Annotated in this window: 23 protein-coding genes and 2 pseudogenes; 18 read left to right on the plus strand and 7 right to left on the minus strand. The window is 67.0% G+C overall.

Annotated features, from left to right (window positions below):
* The first annotated feature begins 145 nt into the window (after nucleotides 1–145).
* Together BLR51_RS09145 and scpB are read left to right on the plus strand one after the other, a co-directional pair.
* Entirely contained in the window at nucleotides 146–1,030 is an 885-nt protein-coding gene (locus tag BLR51_RS09145; protein ID WP_089846131.1) for a DUF1403 family protein, read from the plus strand.
* Between the two features lie 2 nt (nucleotides 1,031–1,032).
* On the plus strand, nucleotides 1,033–1,614 hold the full coding sequence (gene scpB / locus BLR51_RS09150; RefSeq protein WP_089846133.1) for an SMC-Scp complex subunit ScpB: 582 nt from the start codon (nucleotides 1,033–1,035) through the stop codon (nucleotides 1,612–1,614).
* 6 nt (nucleotides 1,615–1,620) lie between these two features.
* On the opposite strand, the gene BLR51_RS09155 is transcribed toward scpB, so the two are convergent.
* Nucleotides 1,621–2,664: a LacI family DNA-binding transcriptional regulator gene (locus BLR51_RS09155; RefSeq protein WP_089846136.1), complete on the minus strand. Its 1,044-nt coding sequence runs from the start codon at nucleotides 2,662–2,664 to the stop codon at nucleotides 1,621–1,623.
* A gap of 178 nt (nucleotides 2,665–2,842) precedes the next feature.
* On the opposite strand from BLR51_RS09155, the gene BLR51_RS09160 reads away from it, so the two are divergent.
* From BLR51_RS09160 to BLR51_RS09215, 13 genes and pseudogenes are all read left to right on the plus strand, one after another.
* Nucleotides 2,843–3,856: an ABC transporter permease gene (locus tag BLR51_RS09160; RefSeq protein ID WP_089846138.1), complete on the plus strand. Its 1,014-nt coding sequence runs from the start codon at nucleotides 2,843–2,845 to the stop codon at nucleotides 3,854–3,856.
* Between the two features lie 30 nt (nucleotides 3,857–3,886).
* Nucleotides 3,887–4,876 carry a substrate-binding domain-containing protein gene (locus tag BLR51_RS09165; RefSeq protein WP_089846140.1) on the plus strand — a complete coding sequence of 330 codons (990 nt, stop codon included), beginning with the start codon at nucleotides 3,887–3,889 and terminating at the stop codon, nucleotides 4,874–4,876.
* 70 nt (nucleotides 4,877–4,946) lie between these two features.
* Nucleotides 4,947–6,494: a sugar ABC transporter ATP-binding protein gene (locus tag BLR51_RS09170; RefSeq protein WP_207543598.1), complete on the plus strand. Its 1,548-nt coding sequence runs from the start codon at nucleotides 4,947–4,949 to the stop codon at nucleotides 6,492–6,494.
* Nucleotides 6,491–7,537 (plus strand): ABC transporter permease, encoded by a 1,047-nt coding sequence (locus tag BLR51_RS09175; RefSeq protein ID WP_089846144.1) that lies wholly within the window; start codon nucleotides 6,491–6,493, stop codon nucleotides 7,535–7,537. The genes BLR51_RS09170 and BLR51_RS09175 overlap by 4 nt, the downstream gene beginning before the upstream one ends.
* Complete coding sequence (locus BLR51_RS09180) at nucleotides 7,534–8,535, plus strand: dihydroxyacetone kinase subunit DhaK (protein WP_089846146.1); 1,002 nt, start codon at nucleotides 7,534–7,536, stop codon at nucleotides 8,533–8,535. The genes BLR51_RS09175 and BLR51_RS09180 overlap by 4 nt, the downstream gene beginning before the upstream one ends.
* A 3-nt stretch (nucleotides 8,536–8,538) precedes the next feature.
* Entirely contained in the window at nucleotides 8,539–9,165 is a 627-nt protein-coding gene (locus BLR51_RS09185) for a dihydroxyacetone kinase subunit L (protein WP_089846149.1), read from the plus strand.
* Between the two features lie 282 nt (nucleotides 9,166–9,447).
* Entirely contained in the window at nucleotides 9,448–10,230 is a 783-nt protein-coding gene (locus BLR51_RS09190) for a DeoR/GlpR family DNA-binding transcription regulator (protein ID WP_089846151.1), read from the plus strand.
* A gap of 68 nt (nucleotides 10,231–10,298) precedes the next feature.
* Nucleotides 10,299–10,739 (plus strand): annotated as a pseudogene (locus BLR51_RS28645) (ATP-binding cassette domain-containing protein); the annotation flags it as partial.
* Nucleotides 10,740–11,069: 330 nt separating this feature from the next.
* Nucleotides 11,070–11,753: pseudogene (locus BLR51_RS28650) on the plus strand (ATP-binding cassette domain-containing protein); the annotation flags it as partial.
* 31 nt (nucleotides 11,754–11,784) lie between these two features.
* On the plus strand, nucleotides 11,785–12,780 hold the full coding sequence (locus BLR51_RS09200) for an ABC transporter permease subunit (protein WP_089846155.1): 996 nt from the start codon (nucleotides 11,785–11,787) through the stop codon (nucleotides 12,778–12,780).
* A gap of 45 nt (nucleotides 12,781–12,825) precedes the next feature.
* Entirely contained in the window at nucleotides 12,826–13,779 is a 954-nt protein-coding gene (locus BLR51_RS09205; protein WP_089846157.1) for an ABC transporter substrate-binding protein, read from the plus strand.
* Between the two features lie 89 nt (nucleotides 13,780–13,868).
* Nucleotides 13,869–14,558 carry an L-ribulose-5-phosphate 4-epimerase AraD gene (araD, locus tag BLR51_RS09210; protein WP_089846159.1) on the plus strand — a complete coding sequence of 230 codons (690 nt, stop codon included), beginning with the start codon at nucleotides 13,869–13,871 and terminating at the stop codon, nucleotides 14,556–14,558.
* A 33-nt stretch (nucleotides 14,559–14,591) separates the two neighbouring features.
* A complete protein-coding gene (locus BLR51_RS09215; protein WP_089846161.1) occupies nucleotides 14,592–16,163 on the plus strand; it encodes a ribulokinase in 1,572 nt (523 codons plus the stop codon).
* A gap of 21 nt (nucleotides 16,164–16,184) precedes the next feature.
* Here BLR51_RS09215 and BLR51_RS09220 read toward each other — a convergent pair whose 3' ends face one another.
* From BLR51_RS09220 to BLR51_RS09245, 6 genes are all read right to left on the minus strand, one after another.
* Nucleotides 16,185–16,919: a FadR/GntR family transcriptional regulator gene (locus tag BLR51_RS09220; RefSeq protein WP_089846162.1), complete on the minus strand. Its 735-nt coding sequence runs from the start codon at nucleotides 16,917–16,919 to the stop codon at nucleotides 16,185–16,187.
* Nucleotides 16,916–17,908 (minus strand): galactofuranose ABC transporter, permease protein YjfF, encoded by a 993-nt coding sequence (gene yjfF / locus BLR51_RS09225; RefSeq protein ID WP_207543599.1) that lies wholly within the window; start codon nucleotides 17,906–17,908, stop codon nucleotides 16,916–16,918. The genes BLR51_RS09220 and yjfF overlap by 4 nt, the downstream gene beginning before the upstream one ends.
* Nucleotides 17,905–18,963, minus strand: a complete 1,059-nt coding sequence (locus tag BLR51_RS09230; RefSeq protein ID WP_089846164.1) for an ABC transporter permease — start codon at nucleotides 18,961–18,963, stop codon at nucleotides 17,905–17,907. The genes yjfF and BLR51_RS09230 overlap by 4 nt, the downstream gene beginning before the upstream one ends.
* Nucleotides 18,963–20,483 (minus strand): sugar ABC transporter ATP-binding protein, encoded by a 1,521-nt coding sequence (locus BLR51_RS09235; protein ID WP_089846166.1) that lies wholly within the window; start codon nucleotides 20,481–20,483, stop codon nucleotides 18,963–18,965. Before BLR51_RS09235 ends, BLR51_RS09230 begins: the two co-directional genes overlap by 1 nt.
* A 101-nt stretch (nucleotides 20,484–20,584) precedes the next feature.
* Nucleotides 20,585–21,538 (minus strand): galactofuranose ABC transporter, galactofuranose-binding protein YtfQ, encoded by a 954-nt coding sequence (gene ytfQ, locus BLR51_RS09240; protein ID WP_089846169.1) that lies wholly within the window; start codon nucleotides 21,536–21,538, stop codon nucleotides 20,585–20,587.
* 179 nt (nucleotides 21,539–21,717) lie between these two features.
* Nucleotides 21,718–22,176, minus strand: a complete 459-nt coding sequence (locus BLR51_RS09245) for a MaoC family dehydratase (RefSeq protein WP_089846171.1) — start codon at nucleotides 22,174–22,176, stop codon at nucleotides 21,718–21,720.
* A 105-nt stretch (nucleotides 22,177–22,281) separates the two neighbouring features.
* Here BLR51_RS09245 and BLR51_RS09250 point away from each other — a divergent pair, with 105 nt between their 5' ends.
* From BLR51_RS09250 to BLR51_RS09260, 3 genes are read left to right on the plus strand one after another with little or no spacing between them, the layout of a single operon-like run.
* Entirely contained in the window at nucleotides 22,282–23,505 is a 1,224-nt protein-coding gene (locus BLR51_RS09250; protein WP_089846173.1) for a CaiB/BaiF CoA transferase family protein, read from the plus strand.
* The gene (locus BLR51_RS09255) at nucleotides 23,502–24,560 is read left to right on the plus strand and encodes an acyl-CoA dehydrogenase family protein (RefSeq protein WP_207543600.1); all 1,059 of its coding nucleotides are present in this window, start codon (nucleotides 23,502–23,504) and stop codon (nucleotides 24,558–24,560) included. The genes BLR51_RS09250 and BLR51_RS09255 overlap by 4 nt, the downstream gene beginning before the upstream one ends.
* Nucleotides 24,557–25,705 (plus strand): acyl-CoA dehydrogenase family protein, encoded by a 1,149-nt coding sequence (locus BLR51_RS09260; protein WP_089846175.1) that lies wholly within the window; start codon nucleotides 24,557–24,559, stop codon nucleotides 25,703–25,705. The genes BLR51_RS09255 and BLR51_RS09260 overlap by 4 nt, the downstream gene beginning before the upstream one ends.
* Nucleotides 25,706–25,718: the final 13 nt, after the last annotated feature.

Consider the following 25,718-nt stretch of genomic DNA (forward strand, 5'->3'; position numbering starts at 1 on the left):
ACTAAAACGACACCTGCGGTGAACTCTTCGCCCTTAGATATGTCCGGTAAGGCAAGATTACCGGACATATCCAAGGGCGGCAAGTCGCGGCGGTTCATTGCTGACAGACTGGCGCAAAGCGCCGCTGCATGCTAGGGATCTGCGCATGACCCCGCGCGGCCCGCGTCCCGTTCCTCAGCCCCCAAGCTTGCCTCCCGTGCCGCTGCGCGGAGCCTCTGGCGCTGCGGACACGCTGGAGGATCATGCCTTCTGGTCGGGGGCGGCGCTTGCGCATCTGCATCTGGTGCTGGCGCAGCCCGACCTGCCGCAGCCGCTGCTGCGCGACCGGCTGGCGCTGCGCGCGGCAGAGGCCAGCGTCGCCTTTCAGGGCCGCCGGGAAAGCGCGCGCGAGCTGCGCGATGCCCTGCACCTGTTGCGGCCCGGCGATCTGCCCGGCCCGGCGGGCGACAGCTATCAAAGCTGGCGGCGCGCCGTTACGCGCCCCATTTCGGTCGCGGCGCTTCACCGGGCGCTGCCCGATGTCGCGCCCGACCAGCTTGCCGTCTGGCTGGATGCCGGTCAGGGCGGCCCCGTTCCGCGCGCGGCGCTGGTGCTGGAAACCGTGCTGGCCGAAGCGCCGCGCGCGGAAGGCGCCGCGCTGATCCTTGCCGATGCCGCGCTGGCGCAGGCTCTGGGCTGGGATCATCTGCTGCCGCTCTTGGCCGCGGGCCTGACCGCTGGCGATCTGCGCAAGACGGGCGAGCCGCTGCGGCGCGCCTGCCATCGCGCGGTGACCGCCTCGGCGCAGGAGGCGGCGCGTCTGGCGCAGGAGGTCACGCGCCGGGCCGTGCGGCTGCGGGCCGTGGCGCCGAAGCTGCGGGCGAAGCGGGCGGGGGAGGCGGTGGCGCTGTTCCTGGCCCATGACGCGCTGGCGCCCGCTGCCCTGCCGCTGCCGGACCGCGCGGCGCGACGGCTCTGCGACCGGCTGGTGCAGCTTGGCGCGGTGCGGGAACTCACCGGGCGGGACAGTTTCCGCCTTTACGGGCTCTGACCATGGCGCCAGAGGAGCTTGACCGCGACCTGAGCGACCTGCCGGCGGCGCTGCGCTGGCGGGAATGGATGCGCCGGATCGAGGCGGTGCTGTTCGCGAGTGCCGCCCCCGTCGCGCGCGAGGATCTGGCACGTGTCGTGGGGCAGGGGGCGTCCGTCGATCTGCTGGTCGAGGATCTGGCCGCCGATCTGGAGGGCCGGTCGTTCGAACTGGCCCGCGTGGCCGATGGCTGGGTGCTGCGCACCCGGGCGGCCAATGCCCCGGCGATCCGCGCCGTGACCACCGCCCGCGACCAGCTGCCGGATCTGAGCGAGTTCGACCTCGCGGTGCTGGCGGCCATCGCCTATCACCAGCCGGTCAGCCGCGACGGGCTGAAGGACATTTTCGGCAAGGAAATCAGCCGCGACCTGATCGGGCGGCTCTCCGCGCGCAACCTCATCGGCACCGGTCCGCGTGAACCGCGTCGGGGCGCGCCCTATACCTTCGTCACGACGGACCGCTTCCTGATGGCCTTCGGGCTGGAAACCCTGCGCGACCTGCCCGACCCCGAACAGCTGGCGGAGGCGGGGCTGTCGCGCGCCTGAGGCGGGTCAGGGCCGGGCCGCGCGCACGCTGCCGCGCCCCACAAATTCGCCGCTGATCAGCACCTTGGTGGCGGGTTCTGGGCGGGTGGCGATCAGCATGTCATCCAGCAGACGGATCGCCATGGCGCCGATGCGCCGCTTCGGCACCTCTACCGTACTGAGCGCCGGATCGCTCATGGCGCTCATCGGCAGGTTGTCGAACCCGGCGATGGACACGTCATCGGGGATGCGCAGGCCGCGCTCGCGCAGCGCTTTCATGAAGCCGAAGGCGATCATGTCATTGGCGCAGAAATAGGCCTCCGCGACCTCGCGCCCCTCGGCCAGCTGCCGCAGCCCGTCCTGATAGGCGCCCTCCAGCGTCGAATCCACCGACAGGATCAGCGCCTCGTCCGGGGCGAGGCCCAGTGCCGCCATGCCGCGCAGGAAGGCGCTGCGGCGCAGGGCGAAATTGGTCACCTCGGTGTGGCTCGCCACCATGCCGATGCGCCGGAACCCCTGCCCGGCCAGATGGCGCAGCACCGCGAACACCGCCTGATCGTTGTCCATGTCGACAAAGCTGACATCAAGCTGCGGATGATAGGTGTCGATGAACACCATGGGCAGCGGCACCCGGGCCAGCACCTGCACCTCCTCCTTGGTCAGTTCGGTGCCAAGGATGACCGCGCCGCGCACGTCGCCCGCGCGCAGCGTGTCGGCGATGCGGTCCACCTCGGTGCCCTCAAAACTTTCGACCTGCAGCGAATAGTCCCGCCGCGTCGCCTCATAGGACATGCCGTCGATGTAATCGGCGATGAAATGGCTGTGGTCGCGGTTCACCGTGTGGCCATGGCGCGCGATCTTCAGAAAGCGCAGCGTGTTGACGGCATCGGGCCGGCTCCGGTCGGTGCGGGGCTTGTATTTCATCTGCCGCATCGCGCTCAGCACGCGCTTGCGGGTTGCCTCTGAGATGTCGCCCTTGCCGTTCAGCACCAGCGAGGCGGTCGCCGCCGAAACCCCGGCCTGTTCCGCCACCTGCCGCAGCGTGACCGGCTTTTTCGCGTCTGTCGTCATGGCGTGCTGCAGATCCCGTGCGGCGTTTGGTGTTTAGTAAACATCTGGCCAAACGCGCCAAAGCGCAAGCAGGAACCCGGCGGAGATGAGACCAGAAAACCTGTTGAGTGCCGCAAAATTGTTTGTTATCGATTTAGTAAATCAAGAATAAGTTTACTAAATCCCAGGGGAGGAGAGGATGCGTAAGCTTGATGGCCGTCTGGTCATTCTGTCCGTGCTTGTGCTGGTCCTGCTGGGAGCGGGCGGCCTTGTGTCAGGCGGCACCTATCTTTCGCTCTTCAACCTGCAATCCATGGCGACTCAGGTGCCCGAGATCGGGCTGCTGGCCATCGGGGTCATGCTGGCCATGTGCGCGGGCAATGGCGGGATCGACCTGTCGGGCATCGCCCTCGCCAATCTGGCGGGGGTGGCGTCGGGCGTGGTGGTCACGCAGTTTGTGTCGGCGACAGAGGCGCCTTGGCTTTTCACGCTTGCCTTTGCCGCCGGGGCGCTGGTGGTGGGCGCGCTTGGCGGGCTGCTGAACGGGATCATCATCGCGCGGCTTGGCATCACGCCGATCCTCTGCACGCTGGGCACGCAGATGCTGTTCACCGGGCTTGCGGTGGTGGTGTCGGACGGGCGGTCGGTGACCATCGGCTCGCCGGATCCGATGTATGAACTGGGCAATGGCGTGATCCTTGGCGTGCCCTACAGCTTTCTGATTTTTCTGGCCGTGGCGCTGGTGCTGGGGGCGGTGCTGCGCTTTACCCCCTTCGGGATGCGGCTGATGCTGACCGGGGCCAATGCCAAGGCCGCCGATTTCAGCGGGTTTCCGAAAAAGACCATCTTCACCGTGACCTATACCCTGTCCGGCCTGCTGGCGGGCCTGTCCGGGGTCATCATCGCCGCGCGCAACGTCAACGTGAAATGGGATTACGGCACCAGTTACCTGCTGATCGCGATCCTGATCGCGGTGATGGCGGGGGTGCGGCCCGAAGGCGGCTATGGCCGGATCGTCTGCGTCGTGCTGTCGGCGGTGGTGCTGCAGCTGCTGTCCAGCCTGCTGAACTTTATCGGCCTGTCGAATTTTGTGCGGGATTTTGCATGGGGGGCCCTGCTGCTGAGCTTCCTTGCGGTGGGGCGGTTCGGGCTCATCGAAAGCCTTGCCGCCGCAGTTACCTCGGCGCGGTCCCCTCGCGCGTCGAAGGGCTGAGCACGAGGGAACTCTAGGGAGGAGTTGACCATGAAGAAAACCTTGAAACTGGGTGTCGTGGCGGCGCTGCTGGCCTCGGGCGCCACGGCGGCGCTGGCCGAGGGCACCATCACCACCGTCGTCAAGATCAGCGGCATTCCGTGGTTCGACCGCATGGAAACCGGGGTGGAGCTGTTCGCCGAACAGAACCCGGACATGTCCATCAGTCAGGTCGGACCGGCCTCTGCCGACAGCGCGCAGCAGCTGCAGATCGTGCAGGATCTGGTCGCCAAGGGCACCGACGCGCTGGCGGTGGTGCCGATGGATCCGGCGATCCTTGAGGGCATCTTCAAGCGCGCGATGGACCGGGGCACGATCATCGTGACCCACGAGGCCGACAACCAGATGAACACGATGGTCGACGTGGAGGCGTTCGACAATGCCGAATACGGTGCGGCGCTGAACGCGCGTCTGGCAGAGTGCATGGGCGGCGAAGGTAAGTGGACCACCTTCGTGGGCTCGCTGGGCAGCCGCACCCATATGCAGTGGGTCGGCGCGGGCGAGGAGAACGCCAAGCAGCATCCGGGCATGGAACTGGTCGATCCGAATAACGAAAGCTTCGACGACGCCAACGGCACCTATGAAAAGGCCAAGGAGATCCTGCGCAAGCATCCCGACATCAAGGGCTTCCAGACCTCTGCGGGCAATGACGTGCTGGGCGTGGGCCGCGCCATCGAAGAGGCGGGGCTTGCAGGCAAGGTCTGTCTGGTGGGCACCGGCCTGCCGAACCCCTCGGCGTCCTATCTGGACAGCGGCGCCATCACCGCCATCGGCTTCTGGGATCCGCAGAAGGCGGGCATGGCGATGAACGCCGTGGCCAAGATGCTGCTGGAGGGCAAGGAGTTGACCGACGGCATGGATCTGGGCGTGGAGGGCTATAACAGCGTCACGCTCAAGGACGGTCCCGGCGAGGGCAAGCTGCTGATCGGCAACGGCATGGTTCTGGCCGACAAGGACACCTACAAGGACTACCTGTTCTGAGGCTGTCTTATCGTGCGGGGGTGCGGCGTGCCGCGCCCCCGGTCTTTCCGATCAAGAGGCGCATTTCCCCGTGACCCAGAGCGATCTTATGGACCATCCGTTTCTTGAACTGCGTGGCATCCACAAGCGGTTCGGCGGCGTGCATGCGCTGCGCGGCGTCGATCTGACCCTGCGCGCGGGCGAGGCCTATCATCTCTTGGGCGAAAATGGCTGCGGCAAAAGCACGGTCATCAAGATCATGTCCGGCGCCCATGCCCCGAGCGAGGGCGAGATCCTGCTGGACGGGGTGCGGCACGCGGCGCTGAGCCCGATCATGGCGCTGCAGGCCGGGATCGAGACAGTGTATCAGGATCTGTCGCTGCTGCCCAATCTCAGCGTGGCGGAAAACGTGGCGCTTGGCGAACAGCTGGTCGGCGGCGGCGGGCGGATGCTGCGCTGGCTCGACCGGGGCAGGCTGGGCCGGACCGCCGCGCAGGCGCTGCACGAAGTCGGGCTGGAACCCACGCGCGCACTGCTGGCAACGCGGGTGTCCGATCTGCCGCTGGCGCTGCGCCAGCGCGTCGCCATCGCCCGCGCCATCGCGCAGGAAGCGCGGCTGGTCATCATGGACGAACCCACGACCTCGCTCACCCGCCACGAGGTGGAAACGCTGATCGAGGTGGTGGGGCGGCTGCGCGCGCAGAATGTCGCGGTGCTGTTCGTCACCCACAAGCTGGAGGAATGTTACCGCATCGGCGGGCAGGCCATCGTGTTCCGCGACGGGCAATGCGTGGCGCAGGGGCCGATCGCGGGCTACAGCCGGTCGGAGCTGAGCGAACTGATGACCGGGCGCGAGATCGAGGCGCGGCGCTACCGCACGGGCGCGCCAGAGGGTGGCGAGCTGCTGCGGCTGGAGGGGCTGGGTTCGGGCGAAGCGTTTCAGGATGTCAGCGCCGCGCTGCACCGGGGCGAGATCCTTGGCATCACCGGCCTGTCGGATTCGGGGCGCAACGAACTGGCGCTGGCGCTGGCCGGGCACCGCCAGATCACCGAAGGCCGCGTCAGCATGGATGGCGGCCCCGTGCGGCTCGACACGCCCGCGCAGTCCATCGCCCTTGGCATCGGTTATGTGCCCGAGGACCGGCTGGGCGAGGGGCTGTTCATCGAGAAATCCATCCTCGACAACGAGGTGCCGCTGATCCTTGACCGGCTTCTGGGTCCGCTTGGCACCATCGACCGGTCGAAGGCCCGCGCCGCGGCACAGGACATCTCGGCAGAGATGACGCTCAACACCTCCGACATCGACCTGCCTGCGGGGGCGCTCTCGGGCGGCAACCAGCAGCGGGTGCTGATCGGGCGCTGGCTGAGCATCGCACCGCGGCTTCTGGTGCTGCACGGGCCGACGGTGGGCGTGGATGTGGGATCGAAGGACACGATCTATCGCGCGATCCAGTCCATGGCCGAACGCGGCATCGGGCTGATCATCGTGTCCGACGACCTGCCCGAACTGCTGCAGAACTGCGACCGCATCCTTGTGATGACCGCCGGGCGCATCGCCGCCGAGGTGCGCGGCGACGCGGCCTCCGAAGATGACATCTATCAGGCAATGCTGGCCTCCCGTCCGGAGGCTGCGGAATGACCATGACCCGATCCGATCCCCAGACTGCCGCCCGTCCCGGGCTTGCCGAAACCTTCGCCCGCCGTCCCGAACTGGTCAGCCTCTGCCTGCTGGTGGTGATCTGCGTGGCGGTGGCGGTCATCAACCCCGCCTTCCTGTCGCCGGGCTCGCTCATCGACATGGGCCGCGCCTCGGTGGTGACTGGGCTCTTTGCGCTGGGGGTCTTTGCCATCCTCGCGGCGGGGGGCATCGATGTCAGCTTTACCGCCATCGCGGCGCTGACCATGTATGCGCTGACGCTTTTCGTGCTCAACGTCGCGCCGGGCCTGCCCATGGCGGTCATCCTGCTGATCGCGGTGGCGGGCGGCACGGTGCTGGGCGCCATCAACGGCTGGCTCGTGCACACGCTGCGCGTGGCCGCCCTGATCGTCACCATCGGCACGCAATACCTGTTCCGCGGCATCCTGCTGGCCTTCATCGGTACGGTCTGGCTGATGGAACTGCCGCCGCAGATGACCGCCTTCGGCAAGGCCTCGCTGCTGGACTTCACCACCGCCAATGGCGCCACCGTGACGCTGCCGTGGTATTTCCTGACCTTCCCCGCCGCCGCCGTGCTGACATGGCTCATCTTCAACCGCACGCTGATGGGCCGCGCGATCTTTGCCACCGGCGGCAATCCCGAGGTGGCGGCCCGGCTTGGCTATGACCAGCGCACCGTGCATCTGTTCGTCTTTGCCTTTGCGGGCGGGCTCGCCGGGCTTGCGGGCATCGTGCATGTCTGCGCCAACCGCATGGCCAATCCTTTTGACCTCGTGGGCACCGAAATCGGGGTCATCGCGGCGGTGGTGCTGGGCGGCGCGCGCATCACCGGCGGCACCGGCTCGGTCTTCGGCACCGTCACGGGCGTGCTGCTTATCACCGTCGTCAACAACGTGCTGGTGCTGGTGGGCATTCCCTCCACATGGCAGCGCGTCGTTGTCGGTGCCTTCATCCTTCTCGCGGCGGCCTTCTTCGTGACGCGCCGCCGCAAACTGCAACCCCAGATCCGGAAGCAAGCGATATGAAAAAATTCCTCAACACGCCCGAAGCCTTTGTCGACGAGATGCTGGAGGGCATCTACCGCGCGCATCCGCAGGTGACCCATGCCGCAGGCGACCTGCGCTGCTACGTCACCGCCAATCCGGTGCCGGGCAAGGTCGGCATCGTCACCGGCGGCGGGTCGGGGCACCTGCCCACCTTCCTTGGCTTCGTGGGCGAAAACATGCTGGACGGCTGCGCCGTGGGGGGCGTGTTCCAGTCGCCCAGCTCTGACCAGATCCTCGAAGTGACCAAGCATGTCGATCAGGGCGCGGGGGTGCTGTATCTTTACGGCAATTACACCGGCGACATCATGAATTTCGACATGGCGGGCGAACTGGCCGAGCTGGAGGACATCACCACCCGCACCGTCATGGGCAATGACGATGTCGCCTCTTCGGTGGTGGGCGAAGAACACAAGCGGCGCGGCGTGGCGGGGATTTTCTTCCTCTACAAGGCGGCCGGGGCCGCCGCCGCCGAGATGCTGCCGCTCGACGAGGTGGCGCGCATCACCGACAAGGCCCGCGCCCGCACCCGCACCATGGGTGTCGCCCTGTCGCCTTGCATCGTGCCGGAAGTCGGCAAGCCCAGCTTCACCATCGGCGAGAACGAGATGGAGATCGGCATGGGCATCCATGGCGAGCCGGGCATCTCGCGCGAGCCGCTGAAGCCCGCCGACGAGGTGGTGGACGTGATGATGGCGCGCATCTTTGCCGAAACCGACTACAAGAGCGGCGACGAGGTGGCGGTGCTGATCAACGGGCTGGGCGCCACCCCGCTGGAAGAGCTGTATATCCTGTTCCGCCGGGTCTCGATCCTGATGGAAGAGCGCGGCGTGACCATTCGCCATTGCTGGCTGGGGGAATTCGCCACCTCCATGGAAATGGCGGGGGCCTCGATTTCCGTGCTGCATCTGGATGACGAGCTGGAGCCGCTGCTGGCCAAGCCGGTGAACACGCCGTTCTTCAAACATATCAAGGTGTAAGCCATGGCGATGACCGCAGAGCAGACCCGCGCCTTCTATCCCGCATGGGCGGAGCGTTTTGCCGCCGAACGCGAGGCGCTGATCGCGCTGGATGGCAAGGTGGGCGACAGCGATCTGGGCATCACCATGTCCAAGGGCTTTGCCGCCGCGCGTGACGCGGTGGCAGCGCTGGAGGAGGCCACGATCGCCGGACAGATGAAGGCAGCAGGGGCGGCGCTGGCCAAGGCCGCGCCGTCGACCATGGGCACGCTGATGGCGACCGGGTTCCTGCGCGGCTTCAAGGCGCTGGAAAGTGCCGGGCAGTTCGGCACGCCCGAGGCAGCGACCTTCTGGCGCGCCTATGCCGAAGGTGTCGCGCAGCGCGGCAAGGCGCAGCTTGGCGACAAGACCGTGCTGGACGTGCTTGATCCCATCGCCGCAGCGCTGGAGGCCAGCGGCTCCCCGCTGCCGCAGGCGCTGGACGAGGCGGTGACGGCGGCAGCCGCAGCGCTGGAGGCGACCAAGGACATGGTGGCCCAGCATGGCAAGGCTGCCGCCTTTCAGGAGAAATCGCGCGGCCTTCCCGATGCGGGCGGCACCGTTGCCGTGATGCTGGTGGAAGTGATGCGCGACGTGGCCCACCGCCCGTAACGCCGACACGGCACAACGCAACTGCCATGAACGCGCGGGCCGCAGGGTCCGCGCGTTTTGCCATGTGCTGCAGCCGCAGCGGCGCCCATGCTGCATGTGCGAAAAGCCTCATCATATGATCTGATTCGCTCATGCGGAGGGCCGGAAGCGCGCCTGCCGCCCTGAATCCGCGCGGTGACATCTACCTAATGCCCTGAAATTACGCAGTTTTATGTATGATGTGAGTTTTTGTTTGCAGAAAGATGAAATTACATCATTCTGGCGCCAAAGAGGGGGAGTCCGATGAGCGAAGCGCACCGCCATCATGCCATTGCCAATCTGCTGGAAGAGCGGCCCTTCGTTTCGGTGAAGGAGCTTCAGCTGATGCTGCGCGTCTCTGCCGCCACCGTGCGCCGCGACATCGACAAGCTCGACGATGCCGGCGTGGCGCGGAAGGTGCATGGCGGGCTCGCGGCGCTGGAGGGCGGGCGCCAGCGCAAGGCGGTGTCGCTGCCCTTTGTCGAAAACCGCGACATCGCGGTGGAGGCAAAGCGCGCCATCGCGGTGGAGGCGTCAAAGCTGGTGCGCGATGGCAGCCTGATCATCGTGCATGGCGGATCCACCTGTTTCGAATTCGGCACCCGCATCGCCAACCGCAACCTGCGCGTCTTCACCAATTCCATGCCGCTGGCCGCCTATCTCAGCGAACAGGGCACCTGCCAGTTGACGGTGGGCGGCGGCGATCTGCACCGCGAACCCGGCATTCTTTATGATCCGGCGCGGGGCGGCTATGAATTCTACGCCGCGCAATTCTATGTCGGCGCGCTGGGGGTCAGCCAGGACGGGCTCTTGGAAAACCATCCGCTGCTGGTGCGCTTCATCAACGACATGTGCGGGCTGGCCAACGAGATCATCGTGCTGGTCGACAGCCGCAAGTTTTCCGAACGCCCGTCCAGCGTGGCGCTGCCGCTCAGCCGGGTGACGCGGCTTATCACCGATGACGGCCTGTCGGACCGCGACGCCGCCATGCTGGAAGAGGAAGGCGTGGCCTTCAGCATCGCGCCAACGGCACGGGGGGCGGCATGACCGAGGCTCAGGGAACCCCGCTTCTGGAAATGCGCGGCATTTCCAAGACCTTTGGCCCGGTGCGGGCGCTGGCCGACGTGTCGCTGACCGTCTGGCCCGGCGAGGTGCACGCCCTGATGGGGGAAAACGGCGCGGGCAAGTCGACGCTGATGAAGGTGCTGTCGGGCGCCTATGTCGCCGACCGCGGCGGCGAGGTGCGGGTGGATGGCGTGCCGGTGCCGACGGGGGATCCCAAACAGGCCCGCGCGCGCGGCATCGCGGTGATCTATCAGGAACTGTCGCTGGCCCCGAACCTGAGCGTGGCCGAAAACATCTTTCTGGGGCGCGAACCCTCTGCTGGCGGGCTGGTGAACCGGGCGCGCATGTATGACCGCGCCCGCCCGGTGCTGCGGCGGCTTGGTGTGGATTTTGGCCCGGAAACCCGGGTCGCGGGCCTGTCTCTGGGCGAACGGCAGCTGGTGGAGATCGCCCGCGCGCTGGCCTCGGACGCGCGGATCATCGTCATGGACGAACCCACCACCTCGCTGTCCAGCCGCGAGACGGAAAAGCTGTTCGAGGTGATCACGGCGCTGACCGGGCAGGGCATCGCCATCATCTATATCAGCCACCGCATGGACGAGGTGTATCGCCTGTCCGACCGCTGTTCGGTGCTGCGCGACGGCAGCTATGTCGGCACGCTGGACCGCGACGAGCTGTCGGCGCGCAAGCTGGTGGCGATGATGGTCGGGCGCGATCTCAGCTCGTTCTACAAGAAGGACCATGTGGCCAGCGAAGGCGCCCGCAACGTGGTGCTGAAGGTGGAGGGCATGTCGGATGGCAGGCTGGTGAAGGACTGCAGCTTCGAGGTGCACGAGGGCGAGGTGCTGGGCATCTCGGGCCTTGTCGGGTCGGGGCGGACCGAACTCGCGCGGCTGATCTATGGCGCCGATCCCGCCAGCGCAGGCCGGGTGTGGCTGAACGGCACCGACGTGACGCCGCGCAGCCCGCGCGCGGCGCTGGATCACGGCATCGTCTACCTGACCGAGGACCGCAAGTCGCTGGGCCTGTTTCTGGACATGACGATTCAGGAAAACATCTCCATGTGCGTTCTGGAAAAGGATGCAGGGACGGCGGGCACGCTGAATTTCCGCGCAGCGGCCAGCCGCGCGGCCTCGGCCATCAAAAACCTCGCCATCAAGACCCCTTCGGCGAAGCTGCCCGTCGGGGCGCTGTCGGGCGGCAACCAGCAGAAGGTGCTGCTGGCGCGCCTGCTGGAGGCGAAGCCCCGCGTCGTGATCCTCGACGAGCCGACGCGCGGGGTCGATGTGGGCGCAAAATCCGAGATTTACCGGCTGATCGACCAACTGGCCCGCGAGGGGCTGGCGGTGGTGATGATCTCGTCCGAACTGCCCGAGATCGTGGGCGTTGCGGACCGGGTGCTGGTCATGCGCGAAGGCCGGATCGTGGGCGAGGTCCGCGCCGCCCCCGGTCGTCCGGTGGAACAGGAAGAGATCATGACGCTGTCGACGGGAGCCGCCGCCTGACGGCAGCCCCGCGACCGCAAGGGAGGAAAGAATGAGCGACGCGCAAGAGGGAACCGGGGCGGCCAGGTCCGGCGGCACCGCCGCCCGGATGAAAGGCGCCGTCATGGCGATGGGGATGCTGCCGGTGCTGATCCTGCTGGCCATCGGCTTCGAGCTGATGACCGGCAAGTTCCTGTCGGTGAACAACCTGTCCATCGTGACGCAGCAGGCCTCCATCAACGTGGTGCTGGCGGCGGGCATGACCTTCGTCATCCTGACCGGCGGGATCGACCTGTCGGTGGGCGCGGTGCTGGCGGCCTCGGCCATGGCGGCGGTCAGCATGTCGCTGATCCCCGATCTGGGGCTGCTCGGCATTCCGGCGGGGCTGGCCGTGGGGCTGGTCTTTGGCCTCGCCAATGGCTGCCTCATCGCCTTTCTCGGCCTGCCGCCCTTCATCGTCACGCTGGGCTCGCTGACCGCCGTGCGCGGCGTGGCCCGGCTGATGGGGGATGACACGACGGTGTTCAACGCCGATCTGCCCTTTGAATTCATCGGCAACGGCACGCTGTTCGGGGTGCCATGGCTGGCGATCTTTGCCCTGATCACCGTGGTGGTGTCGTGGTTCATCCTGCGCCGCACCGTGCTGGGCACATGGATCTATGCCGTGGGCGGCAATCCCGAAGCGGCGCGCCTGACCGGCATCAAGGTCAGCCTCGTGCTGCTCTTCGTCTATGCCATGTCGGGCCTGCTGTCGGGTCTGGGCGGGGTGATGTCGGCGGCCCGGCTTTACGCGGCCAACGGGTTGCAGCTGGGTCAGGCCTACGAGCTGGACGCGATCGCGGCGGTGATCCTTGGCGGCACCTCCTTTGTCGGCGGGGTAGGGTCGATCTGGGGCACGCTGATCGGTGCGCTGATCATCGCGGTGCTGTCCAACGGGCTGATCCTGACCGGCGTTTCCGACATCTGGCAGTTCATCATCAAGGGGCTGGTCATCATCGCCGCCGTGGCGCTGGACCGCTACCGGCTCAAAGGCGGGGCGCGGACCTGACCGGTCGGCCCCCGGAACACGCTCACGCATCACAGGGAGGAAACCATGCGTAAGATCACCACATTGCTGACGACCGCGACCTGCGCGGCGCTGCTGGCCGCAGGCGGCGCGCAGGCTCAGGACAAGAAACTGGAAAGCATCGGCATTTCGGTCGGCCTGCTGGGCAACCCGTTCTTTGTCGCCACCATCAAGGGCATCGAGGACCGCGCCCGCGAGATCAATCCCGACGTGCAGGTGACCTCGGTCTCGGCGGATTACGACCTGAACAAGCAGGCCAGCCAGATCGACAACTTCATCGCGGCGGAGGTGGACATCATCATGCTGAACGCGGTGGATGCCAATGCCATCGCCCCGGCGGTGAAGCGTGCCAAGGCGGCGGGCATCGTGGTCGCGGCCTTTGACGTGTCCGCCCCCGGTGCCGATGTCACCGTGATGACCGACAACGTCGATGCCGGGCGCAAGGCCTGCCAGTATATCGTCGACAACCTCGAAGGCGGGGCGGGCGACGTGGTCATCATCAACGGGCCGCAAAGCTCGTCGATCATCGACCGGGTGGCGGGCTGTCAGGAGGTGTTCAGCGCCCATGACGGCATCAACGTGCTGTCGGACGACCAGAACGGGCAGGCCTCGCGCGATGGCGGGCTGGACGTGATGCAGGGCATCCTGACCCGCTACGACCATATCGACGGCGTCTTCGCCATCAACGACCCGACCGCAGTTGGCGCGGCACTGGCGGCCAAGCAGCTGGGGCGCGACGAGTTCATCATCACCGGCGTCGACGGCGCCCCGGTGATCGAGGACGAACTGTCCAAAGGCGACGGCTCGCTCATCAAGGCCTCCGCCTCGCAGGATCCGTATGTGATGGCGGGCGAGGCGCTGAAGATGGGCTATGACGTGTTCATGGGCAACACCCCGGCAGAAGACACCGTGCTGCTGGAGCCGGAACTGATCACCGCCGACAACCTTGAAGGCTATCAGGGCTGGACCGACCCGCGCTGACCGCTTCCCCGGACGGTGCCCTGCGGGGCGCCGTCCCTCTCCGGACAGAGGTCCGGACCCCCGGACGTGACAAACCACGAGGAGCAGCGATGACGCTTGCCGCACTCAGACAGGCTGTTCTTGATGCCAATCTCGCCACCGTGCAGCACGGGCTGGTCAAGGCGACCTTCGGCAATGCCAGCGGCATCGACCGCGCCTCGGGACGCATCGCCATCAAGCCGTCGGGCGTGCCCTATGACGACATGACGCCGGACCATATGGTCATCACCGATCTGGACGGCGGCACGCTGGACAACAGATACCGCCCGTCTTCGGATCTGGACACGCATCTGGTGCTTTACCGCGCCTTTCCCACCATCGGCGCGATCATCCACACCCATTCCACCTATGCCACGATCATGGCGCAGGCCCGGCGCCCGATCCCGCCGCTTGGCACCACCCATGCCGATTACTTCCACGGCACCATCCCGGTGACCCGCGACCTGACCCCCGAAGAGATCACCACGCGCTATGTGGAGTCGACGGGCGAGGTCATCGTCGAGACGGTGGGGGCGGGCGATCCGCTGGCGATCCCGGCGGTGCTGGTGGCGGGGCATGGTCCCTTTGTCTGGGGCCGCGACCCCGAAGAGGCGGTGCTGAACGCGCTGATCCTTGAAGAAGTGGCAAAAATGGCGTGGCATGGCGCCGCGCTGGACGCGTCGCCGCCGCCGATCTCGCAGGCGCTGCTGGACCGCCACTTCCTGCGCAAACACGGGGCGAACGCCACTTACGGGCAGTAGACGCTGCCACAGATGTCAAGGGAGGAGCCGTCGATGCCACTGGTCGCCGGAGCAGATTTCGGCACGCTCAGCGTGCGGGTCACCATCATGGACACCCAAAGCGGCGAGATCCGCGGATCCGCCTCTGCGGGCTACCCGCTGCACCGCGATCCCGCCGATCCGCTGGTCGCCCGGCAGTCGCATGACGACCAGATGGAGGCGCTGTGCCGCGCCATGCGGCAGGCCATCGACGCGGCGGGGATCGAGGGCGGGCAGATCGCCGCCTTTGCCGCCGATACCACCGGATCGAGCGTGATCCCGCTCGACGAGCGGCTGCAGCCCTTGGCGGACTATTACCTGTGGTGCGATCACACCGCCCATGCCGAGGCCGCCGAGATCACCGCCCGCGCTCGCGAGGACGGGATCGAGGCCATCGACTGGTGCGGCGGCACCTACAGCCACGAATGGGGCTATTCGAAGCTGCTGCATTTCCTGCGCCATAACCCCGGCCTGCGCGGCCGCGTGGCCACGGCGGCGGAAAACTGCGACATGATCGCGGCCACGCTCTGCGGCATCACCTCTCCGGCGGACATGCCGCGCAGCATCTGCGCCATGGGGCATAAATGGATGTGGGGGGAGCGCTGGGGCGGGCTGCCGCCGCAGGAGTTCCTGTCCCGCGTCGATCCGCTGCTGGACGGGATCAACGACCGCATCACCGGACGCTGGGGCCATTCGCTGCAGCAGGCCGGGCGGCTTGGCACGGACTGGGCCGGGCGGATGGGGCTGGCGGCGGGCATTCCGCTGCCCTTCGGCGCCTTTGACGCGCATTGGGATGCGGTCGGCACCGGCTGTGCTGCGGGGGATGTGGTCAATGTGGTGGGCACCTCCACCTGCATCATCGCGCTGGCCGATCCGGCCAGCGGTCCGGTGCCCGGCATCTGCGGCGCGGTGCCCGGCAGCGTCGTGCCCGGGGTCATCGGGGTCGAGGCGGGGCAGTCCGCCACCGGCGATCTGTTCGAGGCCATCGCGCGGCGCGCGGGCACCGATGTGGCCAGCCTCTGCGCGGGGCTGGAAGACTACGGCCCCGGCGCCAGCGGCCTGATGCGCCTGCCTTGGGACAATGGCGACCGCACCGTGCTGGTGCGTCCCGATCTGGGCGGCATCACGCTGGGCTGGGATCTGGCGCATGGCCCCGCCGACGAGATGCACGCGGCCATCGAAGGCATGGCGCTGCATGTCAGCCTCATCATCGACCGCATGCGGTCGGGGGGTGCCGAATTCACCCGGGTGATCAACGCGGGCGGCATTCCGCAGAAAAATGACGTGCTGAACCAGATCTATGCCGATGTGCTGCAGCGCGAGGTGCATGTGCCGCAGCGCTCGCCGGTGGGGGTGGGGGCCTGCATCTTCGCCGCCATGGCGGCAGGGGCTTTCCCCGATCTGGCCACGGCGCAGGCCGCCATGTGCCCGCCGATGCGCGTCTTTGCACCCCGGCCCGAGCGGGCGGCGGCCTATGCCGAGCTGTCTGGCATGTTCCGCGACGTCTATCAGGCGTTTGGCGCGGGCGAGCCCTGCGATCTGGGCCGGGTGCTGCCGACGCTGCGCCGCTTCCGCCTGGGCCACTGAGACCGGGGCGCGCGGCGGCGGTCAGAGCAGGGCGGCCTTTTCCGGCACGGCGTTCCAGTAGCCGTCCTGTATGACGCGGCGCATCGCTTCGCGCGCCTCCTGCGGCGCGCCAGAGGCGATGGCGGCCACGATGGCGCGGTGGCTCTGCGCCACCTTCTCGCGCCGGTCCGACAGCGCCGCCCCCTGATCCGACAGGAACAGCGAATAAAGCGCTGTCTGCACCAGATCGCCCAGCGACTGCAGGAACCGGTTGCCCGAGAGCCGCAGCACCTCCTTGTGGAATTCGTAATCGGCCAGCGCAAAATCGGCGCGGCTGTCGGCGCGGGCCAGATCGTCGCACAGCTCGTAAAGCTGCGCGCAGGCGATGCGGTTGGTCCGTGCGGCGGCCTGAGCGGCGGCGGCGGGTTCAAAGATCATGCGGATCTCGAACAGTTCCTCGTAGAAGCGCGTCGGGTTCTTGACCGTGGCATGCCAGCGCATCACGTCCTGATCGAACATCGTCCATTCATTGGCGGGCCGGACATGGGTGCCGACCTTGGCCTTGGACTGGATCAGCCCCTTGGCGATCAGCGTCTTCTTGGCCTCGCGCACGACGGTGCGCGAGACGCCGAACATCTCGCACAGGTCGGGATCCAGCGGGATCATGGTTTCCGGCGGGTATTCGCCCGCGACGATGGCGCGGCCCAGCTGATCCACAACAAAGGCCGTGTGGTTGGAGGCGCGTTCGCCCCCGCCCCCCGCCTGCACCAGCGTCATGAGGGAGCGGCGGAGCCAGTCGCTGTTCGTCGTCTTGCCTGCGTTGCCCAAGTCAGCCCTTTCTGGAGGAGGATGAACGCGAAAAGCAGCCCTCCGATCACGATCTTTGTCCACCAGCTGGACAGTGTCCCGTCGAACACGATGTAGGTCTGGATCAGGCCCATGATGAGGATGCCGAAGAAGGTGCCCGCCACAAAGCCGTAACCTCCGGTCAGCAGGGTTCCCCCGATCACCACGGCGGCGATCGCGTCCAGCTCCACGCCAACGGTGGCCAGCGAATAGCCGGCGGAGGTATAGAGCGAGAAGACGATGCCGGAAAGCCCCGCCAGCCCCCCCGAAATGGCATAGGTGCAGATGGTGGTGGAGGCGAGCGGCACGCCCATCAGCCGCGCGGTCTGTTCGCCGCCGCCAAGCGCATAGACGTTCTGGCCGAAGCGGGTGCGATGCGCCACCACGATGCCCACAAGGAAGGTCAGCACCATGACTCCGCCGATCAGCCGGAACCGCCCGCCCGACGGATCGCGCCAGTACAGCCCCTGCAGCGTGTCGTAGAATTCATGGGTGATGGGCACGGATTCCGTCGACAGCACATAGGCGGCGCCGCGCGCAAGGAACATGCCCGCCAGTGTCACGATGAAGGGTGGCATTTCTAGGTAATGGATCAGCGCCCCCATGATCGCGCCAAACACGGTGGCGATGACCAGCGCCAGCGCAAAGGCCATGAGCGGGTGCATCTGCGTGTCCCGCAGCACCACGGCAAGGAAGACGCCGGTAAAGGCGATGACCGATCCGATCGAAAGGTCAATGCCGCCCGACAGGATGACAAAGGTCATGCCGACCGCCGCGATCCCCAGAAAGGCATTGTCGGTCAGCAGGTTGGCCACCACGCGGGTGGACAGCATCGCCGGATAGGCCGAAGCGCAGAGCGCGAAGGCCAGCACGAAGGTGGCGAGCGTGACGAGAAGCGGCAGATGGGTCGAGCGGATCATCGCGCCGCCTCCTTCTTGCGTTTGGGCAGGGTGTCCGCGGTCCCGGGGCGCGGCTGCGGCTGCGGACCCGCCGCGCGCAGCATGTACAGCAGATAGCCGATGCGCGGCGACTGGATGACGAGGATGGCGAGGATCAGCAGCGCCTTGATGACAAGGTTGAATTCCGGCGGCAGCCCCGACAGCAGGATGACCGAATTGATGCTCTGGATGATCATGGCCCCCAGGAGCGAGGCGAGGATCGAAAACCGCCCCCCCAGCAGGGAATTGCCGCCGATCACCACGGCAAGGATGGCGTCAAGCTCCAGCCACAGCCCGGCATTGTTGGCATCCGCGCCCTTGATGTCGGCGGCCACGATGACCCCCGCCAGCGCCGCGCAGAGCCCCGACACAAGATAGACGCAGATCAGCAGCACCCGGCTGTTGATCCCCGCCAGCCGCGAGGAGCGTTCGTTGATGCCGATGGCCTCGATCAGCATGCCAAGTGCCGTGCGCCGCACGAGCGTGATGGCCACGGCGCCCAGCGTCACCCAGATCAGGATCGGCGTGGGCATCCCCAGCACCGTGCCCGCGCCCAGATGGATCAGGCCCTCGTTCATGAAGGTCAGGATGCGGCCTTCGGTGATCAGCTGCGCGATGCCGCGCCCGGCCACCATCAGCACCAGCGTGGCGACGATGGGCTGGATGCGCAGCACCGCCACCAGCACGCCGTTCCAGAGCCCGCACATGCCCCCGGCCAGCAGTGCTGCCAGCAGGGCGGTGCCCCAGCCGTGCCCCTCCACCACCATGGAGGCGGCGACGGCCCCCGCCACCGCCATCACCGTGCCCACCGACAGGTCGATGCCGCGCGTGGCGATGACCAGCGTCATGCCGATGCACAAAAGCGCCACCGGCGCGCCCCGGTTCAGCACGTCGATCAGGTTGCCGAAAAGACGGCCATTGCGGAAATCGATATGGAAGAAATCCGGAAAGATCAGCACGTTCAGCAGCAGGGCAATGGCAAGGATGACCAGCTGCGGGGCGATCCGGCGCAGGATCGCGGATTTGGGACCGGGCATCAGACAGGCTCCGCATGGGGGTGGGGATCGTCGGCGATGGCCTGCACGATCGTGTCGGGGGTGATCTGGTCGCCGGTCAGTTCGCAGATCTGCACGCGGTCGCGCAGCACCACCACCCGGGTGGAATAGGCCACCAGCTCTTCCAGTTCGGAACTGGCGACCAGCAGCGCCATGCCATCGGCGCGCAGCTGGTCGATCAGCGCGATGATCTCGGCATGGGCGCCCACGTCGATGCCGCGCGTGGGCTCGTCAAGGATCAGGAAGGCCGGGTTGGTGGCCAGCCAGCGCGCCAGCAGCGCCTTCTGCTGGTTGCCGCCCGACAGCAGCCGGATCGGCGTGTCGAGGCTGGCGAGCCGGATGTCCAGCGCGCGCACGTAGCGGTCGGCGATCTCGGTGACCTTGGCGCGGGGGATCGGGCGCATCCAGCCCTGCCGCGCCTGCAGCGCAAGGATGATGTTGTCGCGCACCGACAGGTCGCCGACGATGCCTTCGGACTTGCGGTCCTCTGGGCACAGCGCAAAGCCATGCGCCACGGCATCGCGCGGGGTGCGGATGGTGATGTCGGTGCCGCGCAGGCGGATCCGGCCCTGATCGGGCATCACCGCGCCAAAAATCAGGTTGGCGGTTTCGGTGCGGCCCGATCCCAGCAGCCCGGCCAGCCCCACCACCTCGCCTTCGTGGATGTCCAGCGAGAAGGGTTCGATCATGCCGCGCCGTCCCAGATCCGCAACCTGCACCAGCGGCTTGCCGACCGTGCCGGTCTTCTTGCTGTGCACCCGCGCTTCCAGCTGGCGGCCCAGCATCATGGTGATGACCTCGCGGCGGGACACCTCGGCCAGCGCGCAGTCGCCCACCACCCGGCCATTGCGCAGGATCGTGGCGCGGTCGCAGATCTCGAAGACCTGATCCAGAAAATGCGTGATGAAAACGATGGCAAGCCCGCGCGCCTTCAGCTGCCGGATCACCGAGAACAGCAGCGCCACCTCGTCGCGGTCAAGGCTGGCGGTGGGTTCGTCAAGGATCAGCACCTTGCCCGACATGTCCACCGCGCGGGCGATGGCCACCACCTGCTGCACCGCCACGGAATAGGCGGTCAACGGTTCGGTCGGGTCGATCTTCAGCCCGTAGCCCGCCAGCGTCTCCCGCGCCATCGCGTTCATCCGGCGGCGCGAGACGAAGCCGCCGCGCAGCGGCTGACGGCCCAGAAACAGGTTCTCCGCCACCGTCAGGTTGGGCAGCAGGTTCACCTCCTGATAGACGGTGCCGATGCCCAGTTTCTGGCTGGCGGCGGTGGAGGCGGGATTGATCGGCGCCCCGTCCAGCAGCAGCGTGCCCGCGTCGCGCTGATAGGCGCCGGTCAGGCATTTGATCAGCGTGGACTTTCCCGCGCCATTTTCGCCCAGAAGGGCGTGCACCTCGCCGGGGTTCAGCCGCAGCTCCACGTCATCCAGCGCGATGGTGCCCGGAAAGAATTTCGATATGCCCCGCGCGTGCAGCACCGGGCGGACAGGATCTGTCATGATATACCCTCACCGGATGGGGCTTGCAGGCAGAAGAACAACGGCCCGGCGGAACCGGGCCATCGGGCCGGAGGCGAGTGCGCCCCCGGCCCGGACGGGCCTCAGTAGCCCAGGTTCTTCTTCTCTTCATACACCGCCTGATTGTCGTCGGCTGCGGTGTAAAGCTTCGACTCGGTCTGGATCCATTTGGCGGGTTCGGTGCCATTGGCCAGATACGCCTCCAGCGCGTCCAGCGCCGGGCCCGCCATGTTCGGCGTCAGTTCGATGGTGGCGTTCATCTCGCCATTGGCGATGGCCAGATGCGCGTCGGGCACCGCGTCGATGGCGACGATCTTGATGTCCTCGCCGGGCTTCAGCCCTGCTTCCTTGATCGCCTGAATGGCGCCAACGGCCATGTCGTCGTTATGCGCGTAAAGCGCGCAGATCGTGTCGCCCCCCTCGGCCTTGAGGAAGCTTTCCATCACGACCTTGCCCTGCGCGCGGGTGAAGTCGCCGGTCTGGCTGCGCACGATTTCCAGATTGTCCTGCCCGGCGATGCCTTCTTCGAAGCCCTTCTTGCGGTCGATGGCGGGCGAGGATCCGGTGGTGCCCTGCAGCTCGACGATGCGGCAGTCTTCGCCTGCCATTTCCTCGGCCAGCCATTCGCCCGCGACCCGGCCCTCATGCACCAGATCCGAGGTGACGGCGGTCAGATACAGATCTTCGGGCGCGTCCACGGTGCGGTCCAGCAGCACCACGGGAATCTCGGCGTCCTTCGCCTCTTCCAGCACCTCGTCCCAGCCGGTCGCGACCACGGGCGCCAGCAGGATCGCATCCACGCCCTGCGCGATGAAGCCCCGGATGGCCTTGATCTGGTTTTCCTGCTTCTGCTGGGCATCCGCGAATTTCAGCTCGATGCCCCGGCTCTCGGCTTCCTGCCGCGTCACCGTGGTTTCGGCGGCGCGCCAGCCGGATTCCGACCCGATCTGGCTGAACCCGATGGTCATGTCCGCAGCCAGCAGCGCGCCGGGCGACAGGACGAGCACGCTCGCCAGCAATGTTGCTTTGAGTGTCATGTTTTTCCTCCCTGACGGAGCAACCTCCCGCTCCATGGAGTTCATTAAGTAATACTTTATTAGTTTTGTAAACGCTCTTGTCACAGATCCGTGCAAGCGCCCGGAAAGCAATGGCTTGCCGGGCCGCCCGGGCAGGGCAGCGGCGAATCACGGGGGAGTATGGGAGGGGAAAAGGGCGCTCAGGCCCCGGCGATCAGCAGGATGCCATCGGCGATCAGCGCGGGCTTGGTCTGGTCCTCGATCTCGATCACCGACTGCAGCGCGATGCGGGCGCCCCGGCCCTTGGGCGTGACCTCGCCCACCTGCTGCCGCAGCCGGATCCGGGCGCCGACCGGCACCGGCGCGGTAAAGCGCACCCGGTCATAGCCATAGGTGAGCCCGGCGCCGCGCGCCTTGATCCGGAACAGCTGCCGCTGCAGCTTGGGGATCAGCGACAGCACGAACAGGCCATGCGCGATGGTCCGGCCCCCGGGCTGTTCACGCGCCGCCCGCGCGGCATCGACATGGATCCAGTGATCGTCGCCGGACAGATCGGCAAAGGCGGTGATCTGGGCCTGCGTGATTTCGGTCCAGCCGGTCACGCCAAGGCTCTGGCCCCGGTGCGCGGCCATGTCCAGCGGGGTCTCTACGACGATCATGGGGTTTTCCTTCCTAAAAGATGAAAGAATCATATTTACAATTTTTACCTTGCACAAGCCTCTCCCCTTGTGGATGTCCGGGCCGGAATCGAGGGAGGAAGCAGGATGACCGGAAACCTTGGACATCTCCGGGTGCTGGATCTGAGCCGCGTCTTTGCGGGGCCATGGGCCGCGCAGATGCTGGCGGACTTTGGCGCCGATGTCGTCAAGCTGGAACATGTGGCGGGCGGGGATGACGTGCGCCGCATGGGGGTGCCGCATCTGGGGCCGGACGGCGTGCCGTCGGGGGAAACCTCCAGCTTTCTGGCGATGAACCGGGGCAAGCGGTCGGTCGCGCTGGATCTGAAATCCGCCGAGGGGCAGCAGATCGCGCGCCAGCTGATCGCGGGCGCCGATGTGCTGATCGAGAATTTCAAGACCGGCACGCTGGCCCGCATGGGGCTGGATTACCAGAGCGTCGCGCAGCTGAACCCCCGGCTGATCTACTGTTCGATCACCGGCTTCGGCCAGACCGGCCCGATGGCGCATCTGCCCGGATATGACCCGATCTTTCAGGCCATGAGCGGCCTTCTGAGCATGACCGGCAGCCCCGAGGACCAGCCCGGCGGCGGGCCCGCGCTGGTGGGCTATTCCATTTCCGACATCACCGCCGGGCAATATGCGGTCGCGGCCATCCTTGCCGCACTGGCGCATCGCGACGCGGTGTCGGGCGAGGGGCAGTTCATCGACATCGCGCTTCTGGACACGCAGATCCACGCGGCCTCGCATATGGCAATGAATTACCTCTCCTCCGGCAGGCTGCCGCATCGCAACGGCACCGCCTCGCAGATCACCTGCCCGTGGCAGGCCTTTGACTGCGCCGACCGCCCGATCATGATCGCCATCGGCAATGACCCGCAGTTCCGCCGCTTTGCCGAGTATCTGGGGCTGGAAGGCGTGGCGGATGACGCGCGCTATGCCACCAACCTTGCCCGGCTGCAGAACGCCGACAGCCTGATCCCGATGATTGCGGCGCGGCTGGCGGAGAAATCCGCCGATGCCGCCCATGCCGAGCTTGAGGCGATCGGCATTCCCGCTGGGCCGCTCAATTCCATCGAGGACATGCTGCAGATGCCGCAGGTTCAGGCGCGGGGGCTGCTGAAACAGATGGACCACCCCACCGCCGGGCGCATGTCCTATATCGACAATCCGGTGCGCTTTTCGGGGGCGCCCCCCGCCGACCGCCGACCGCCGCCGCTATTTGCCGAACATACCGACGAGGTGCTGCGCGATCTGGGTCTGACCGAGGACCGCATCGCCGATCTGCGCGCGCAAGGCGCGATCCGATGACGGGGGCAGGCATGGACGACTGGATCGACAACAGCCGCATGATCCTTGACAGCGCGCGGGCCATCGTGCCCGCCGACGGATCGCTGGCGCGCATCCGCGGGCTGCGCGGGCAGGGGCCGGGCTTTGATCCCGCGATGGTGGCAGAGGCGGGCGGGCTCGGGCTTTACCTGATGCGCGTGCCCGAGGCGGCGGGCGGGCTGGGGCTTGGCCTGCGCGAAACCTGCGCGCTGATGCGCCTGCTGGGGGAGGGGCTGGTGCCCGAACCGATTGGCGCCACGATCATGGCGGGCGCGCTGCTGGCGGAGGCGTTCCCGGAGCAGGCGGCCAACGGTGATGCGGTGATGGTCACCGCATGGCAGGACAGTCCCGGCACGCTCGACTGGCAGGGCGGCGCCGTGGGCGGGCGGCTGTCGGGGCGCAAATGCGCCATTCCGGGGGCAGGTGGCGCCGATCTGATCGCGGTGCTGACCGGGGCGGGCGTGGCCGTGGTGCCGCGCGACGCGCCCGGCGTCACGCTGCATCTGGAAGAGACGCTGGATGGCGGGCAGATGGCCACGCTGCAGCTCGACGGGGTGCGGGCCGACTTGCATCCCTGTCCCGGCGCGCAGGCGGTGGTGCAGGATGCGGCGCTGGCCCATGCCGCCTATCTGCTGGGCCTGTCGGAGCGCGCCTTTGCCCTGACGCTGGATTATCTGCGGATCCGCGAACAGTTCGGGCGCCCCATCGGCAGCTTTCAGGCGCTGCAGCACCGCGCCACCGATCTGAAAATCCGCATCGAACTGCTGCGCGCGGCCGTGGAAGCGACCGCGGCCCGCATCGATCTTGGCGCGGATCCAACGCTCCGCGCCCGCGACACCGACCGCTGCCTGCTGCGCGGGGCGGAAACGGCGCTGCTGGTCTCGCGCGAGGCGGTGCAGATGCATGGCGCCATGGGCATCACCGACGAGGCCGATATCGGCCTTTTCGTGCGCAAGGCAATGACGCTGGCCCATCTGTTCGGAGCGCCTGCCGCGATCCGGGCCCGGCTGGCGCAGGGACTGGAGACTGCGGCATGACCCCCGATTACACTGCGATGAGCGATGCGGAGTTCCGCGCCCTGATCCGGGATTTTGTCGAGACGGAGTACCCCGACATCCCACGCTTTCCGCTGGAACGGCTGCACTGGGACGTGGTGAAACCGTGGTATCTGAAGCTGTCGCAGCGCGGCTTTCTGTGCCCGACATGGCCGGTGGACCGGGGCGGCATGGGGCTGACCGCAGCCAAGCACCTGATCATGGTGGAGGAACTGGAACGCTTCGGCGCCGCCCGCGTGCATGACATCGGCCCGGTCATGCTGGGCCCATTGCTGCTGAAATATGGCACCGAAGCGCAGAAGGACCATTTCCTGCCGCGCATCCTGTCGGGCGAACATGTCTGGGCGCAGGGCTATTCCGAACCGGGGGCGGGATCCGATCTTGCCGCCGTGCGCTGCGAAGCGGTGCAGCAGGGCGAGGACTGGGTCATCAACGGCCAGAAGACATGGACCACGCTTGGCATGGATGCCAACTGGATCTTCATCCTCGCCCGCACCGACAAGACCGTGAAGAAACAGGCCGGGATCAGCTTCCTGCTGGTGCCCATGGACGCGCCCGGCGTCAGCACCCGCAACATCCTCAACCTGTCCGGCGAGGCGGAGTTCTGCGAGGTGTTCTTTGACGACGTGCGGGTGCCGCTGGATCACATCGTGGGCGAGGTCAATCAGGGCTGGACCGCCGCCAAGGCGCTGTTGGGGCATGAACGGGTCTTCATCGGCGCGCCGCGCCTGTCGGCCAGCGCGCTGGCGCGGCTGGAACATCTGGCCCGGCATATGGGGCAGTGGTCCGATCCGGTGTTCCGCGACCGTTTCGTGGCGCTGCGCTGCGACGTGCTGGACTTGGGCGATCTGTTCCAGACCTATCTGGACCGGCTGCGCGACGGCACCGAAATCGGGGCGGATGTTGCCATGCTCAAGGTCTTCCAGTCCGAACTGTATCAGCGCATCTCGGATCTGACGATGGAGGTGGCAGGCCCCGCCTCTGGCCTGCGCCATCCGCCACAGGGCGACCGGCGGCTGCATGCCGCCGCCACCTATCTGTCGGCGCGTCCGGTGACGATCTTTGGCGGCTCCACCGAGATCCTGCGCAACGTGCTGGCCCGGGCGGTTCTGGGCCTGCCGGGCTGACACAAGTTTCATT

It is taken from the genome of Salipiger marinus, assembly GCF_900100085.1.
GTDB classification, from domain to species: Bacteria; Pseudomonadota; Alphaproteobacteria; order Rhodobacterales; family Rhodobacteraceae; genus Salipiger; species Salipiger marinus.

What these genes read in the sequence shown, in the direction of transcription:
- BLR51_RS09145 (WP_089846131.1), top strand. Translation starts at nt 146, where the DNA reads ATGACCCCGCGCGGCCCGCGTCCCGTTCCTCAGCCCCCAAGCTTGCCT.
- scpB (WP_089846133.1), top strand. Translation starts at nt 1,033, where the DNA reads ATGGCGCCAGAGGAGCTTGACCGCGACCTGAGCGACCTGCCGGCGGCG.
- BLR51_RS09155 (WP_089846136.1), bottom strand. Translation starts at nt 2,664, where the DNA reads ATGACGACAGACGCGAAAAAGCCGGTCACGCTGCGGCAGGTGGCGGAA.
- BLR51_RS09160 (WP_089846138.1), top strand. Translation starts at nt 2,843, where the DNA reads ATGCGTAAGCTTGATGGCCGTCTGGTCATTCTGTCCGTGCTTGTGCTG.
- BLR51_RS09165 (WP_089846140.1), top strand. Translation starts at nt 3,887, where the DNA reads ATGAAGAAAACCTTGAAACTGGGTGTCGTGGCGGCGCTGCTGGCCTCG.
- BLR51_RS09175 (WP_089846144.1), top strand. Translation starts at nt 6,491, where the DNA reads ATGACCATGACCCGATCCGATCCCCAGACTGCCGCCCGTCCCGGGCTT.
- BLR51_RS09180 (WP_089846146.1), top strand. Translation starts at nt 7,534, where the DNA reads ATGAAAAAATTCCTCAACACGCCCGAAGCCTTTGTCGACGAGATGCTG.
- BLR51_RS09185 (WP_089846149.1), top strand. Translation starts at nt 8,539, where the DNA reads ATGGCGATGACCGCAGAGCAGACCCGCGCCTTCTATCCCGCATGGGCG.
- BLR51_RS09190 (WP_089846151.1), top strand. Translation starts at nt 9,448, where the DNA reads ATGAGCGAAGCGCACCGCCATCATGCCATTGCCAATCTGCTGGAAGAG.
- BLR51_RS09200 (WP_089846155.1), top strand. Translation starts at nt 11,785, where the DNA reads ATGAGCGACGCGCAAGAGGGAACCGGGGCGGCCAGGTCCGGCGGCACC.
- BLR51_RS09205 (WP_089846157.1), top strand. Translation starts at nt 12,826, where the DNA reads ATGCGTAAGATCACCACATTGCTGACGACCGCGACCTGCGCGGCGCTG.
- araD (WP_089846159.1), top strand. Translation starts at nt 13,869, where the DNA reads ATGACGCTTGCCGCACTCAGACAGGCTGTTCTTGATGCCAATCTCGCC.
- BLR51_RS09215 (WP_089846161.1), top strand. Translation starts at nt 14,592, where the DNA reads ATGCCACTGGTCGCCGGAGCAGATTTCGGCACGCTCAGCGTGCGGGTC.
- BLR51_RS09220 (WP_089846162.1), bottom strand. Translation starts at nt 16,919, where the DNA reads ATGACGCTGGTGCAGGCGGGGGGCGGGGGCGAACGCGCCTCCAACCAC.
- yjfF (WP_207543599.1), bottom strand. Translation starts at nt 17,908, where the DNA reads ATGATCCGCTCGACCCATCTGCCGCTTCTCGTCACGCTCGCCACCTTC.
- BLR51_RS09230 (WP_089846164.1), bottom strand. Translation starts at nt 18,963, where the DNA reads ATGCCCGGTCCCAAATCCGCGATCCTGCGCCGGATCGCCCCGCAGCTG.
- BLR51_RS09235 (WP_089846166.1), bottom strand. Translation starts at nt 20,483, where the DNA reads ATGACAGATCCTGTCCGCCCGGTGCTGCACGCGCGGGGCATATCGAAA.
- ytfQ (WP_089846169.1), bottom strand. Translation starts at nt 21,538, where the DNA reads ATGACACTCAAAGCAACATTGCTGGCGAGCGTGCTCGTCCTGTCGCCC.
- BLR51_RS09245 (WP_089846171.1), bottom strand. Translation starts at nt 22,176, where the DNA reads ATGATCGTCGTAGAGACCCCGCTGGACATGGCCGCGCACCGGGGCCAG.
- BLR51_RS09250 (WP_089846173.1), top strand. Translation starts at nt 22,282, where the DNA reads ATGACCGGAAACCTTGGACATCTCCGGGTGCTGGATCTGAGCCGCGTC.
- BLR51_RS09255 (WP_207543600.1), top strand. Translation starts at nt 23,502, where the DNA reads ATGACGGGGGCAGGCATGGACGACTGGATCGACAACAGCCGCATGATC.
- BLR51_RS09260 (WP_089846175.1), top strand. Translation starts at nt 24,557, where the DNA reads ATGACCCCCGATTACACTGCGATGAGCGATGCGGAGTTCCGCGCCCTG.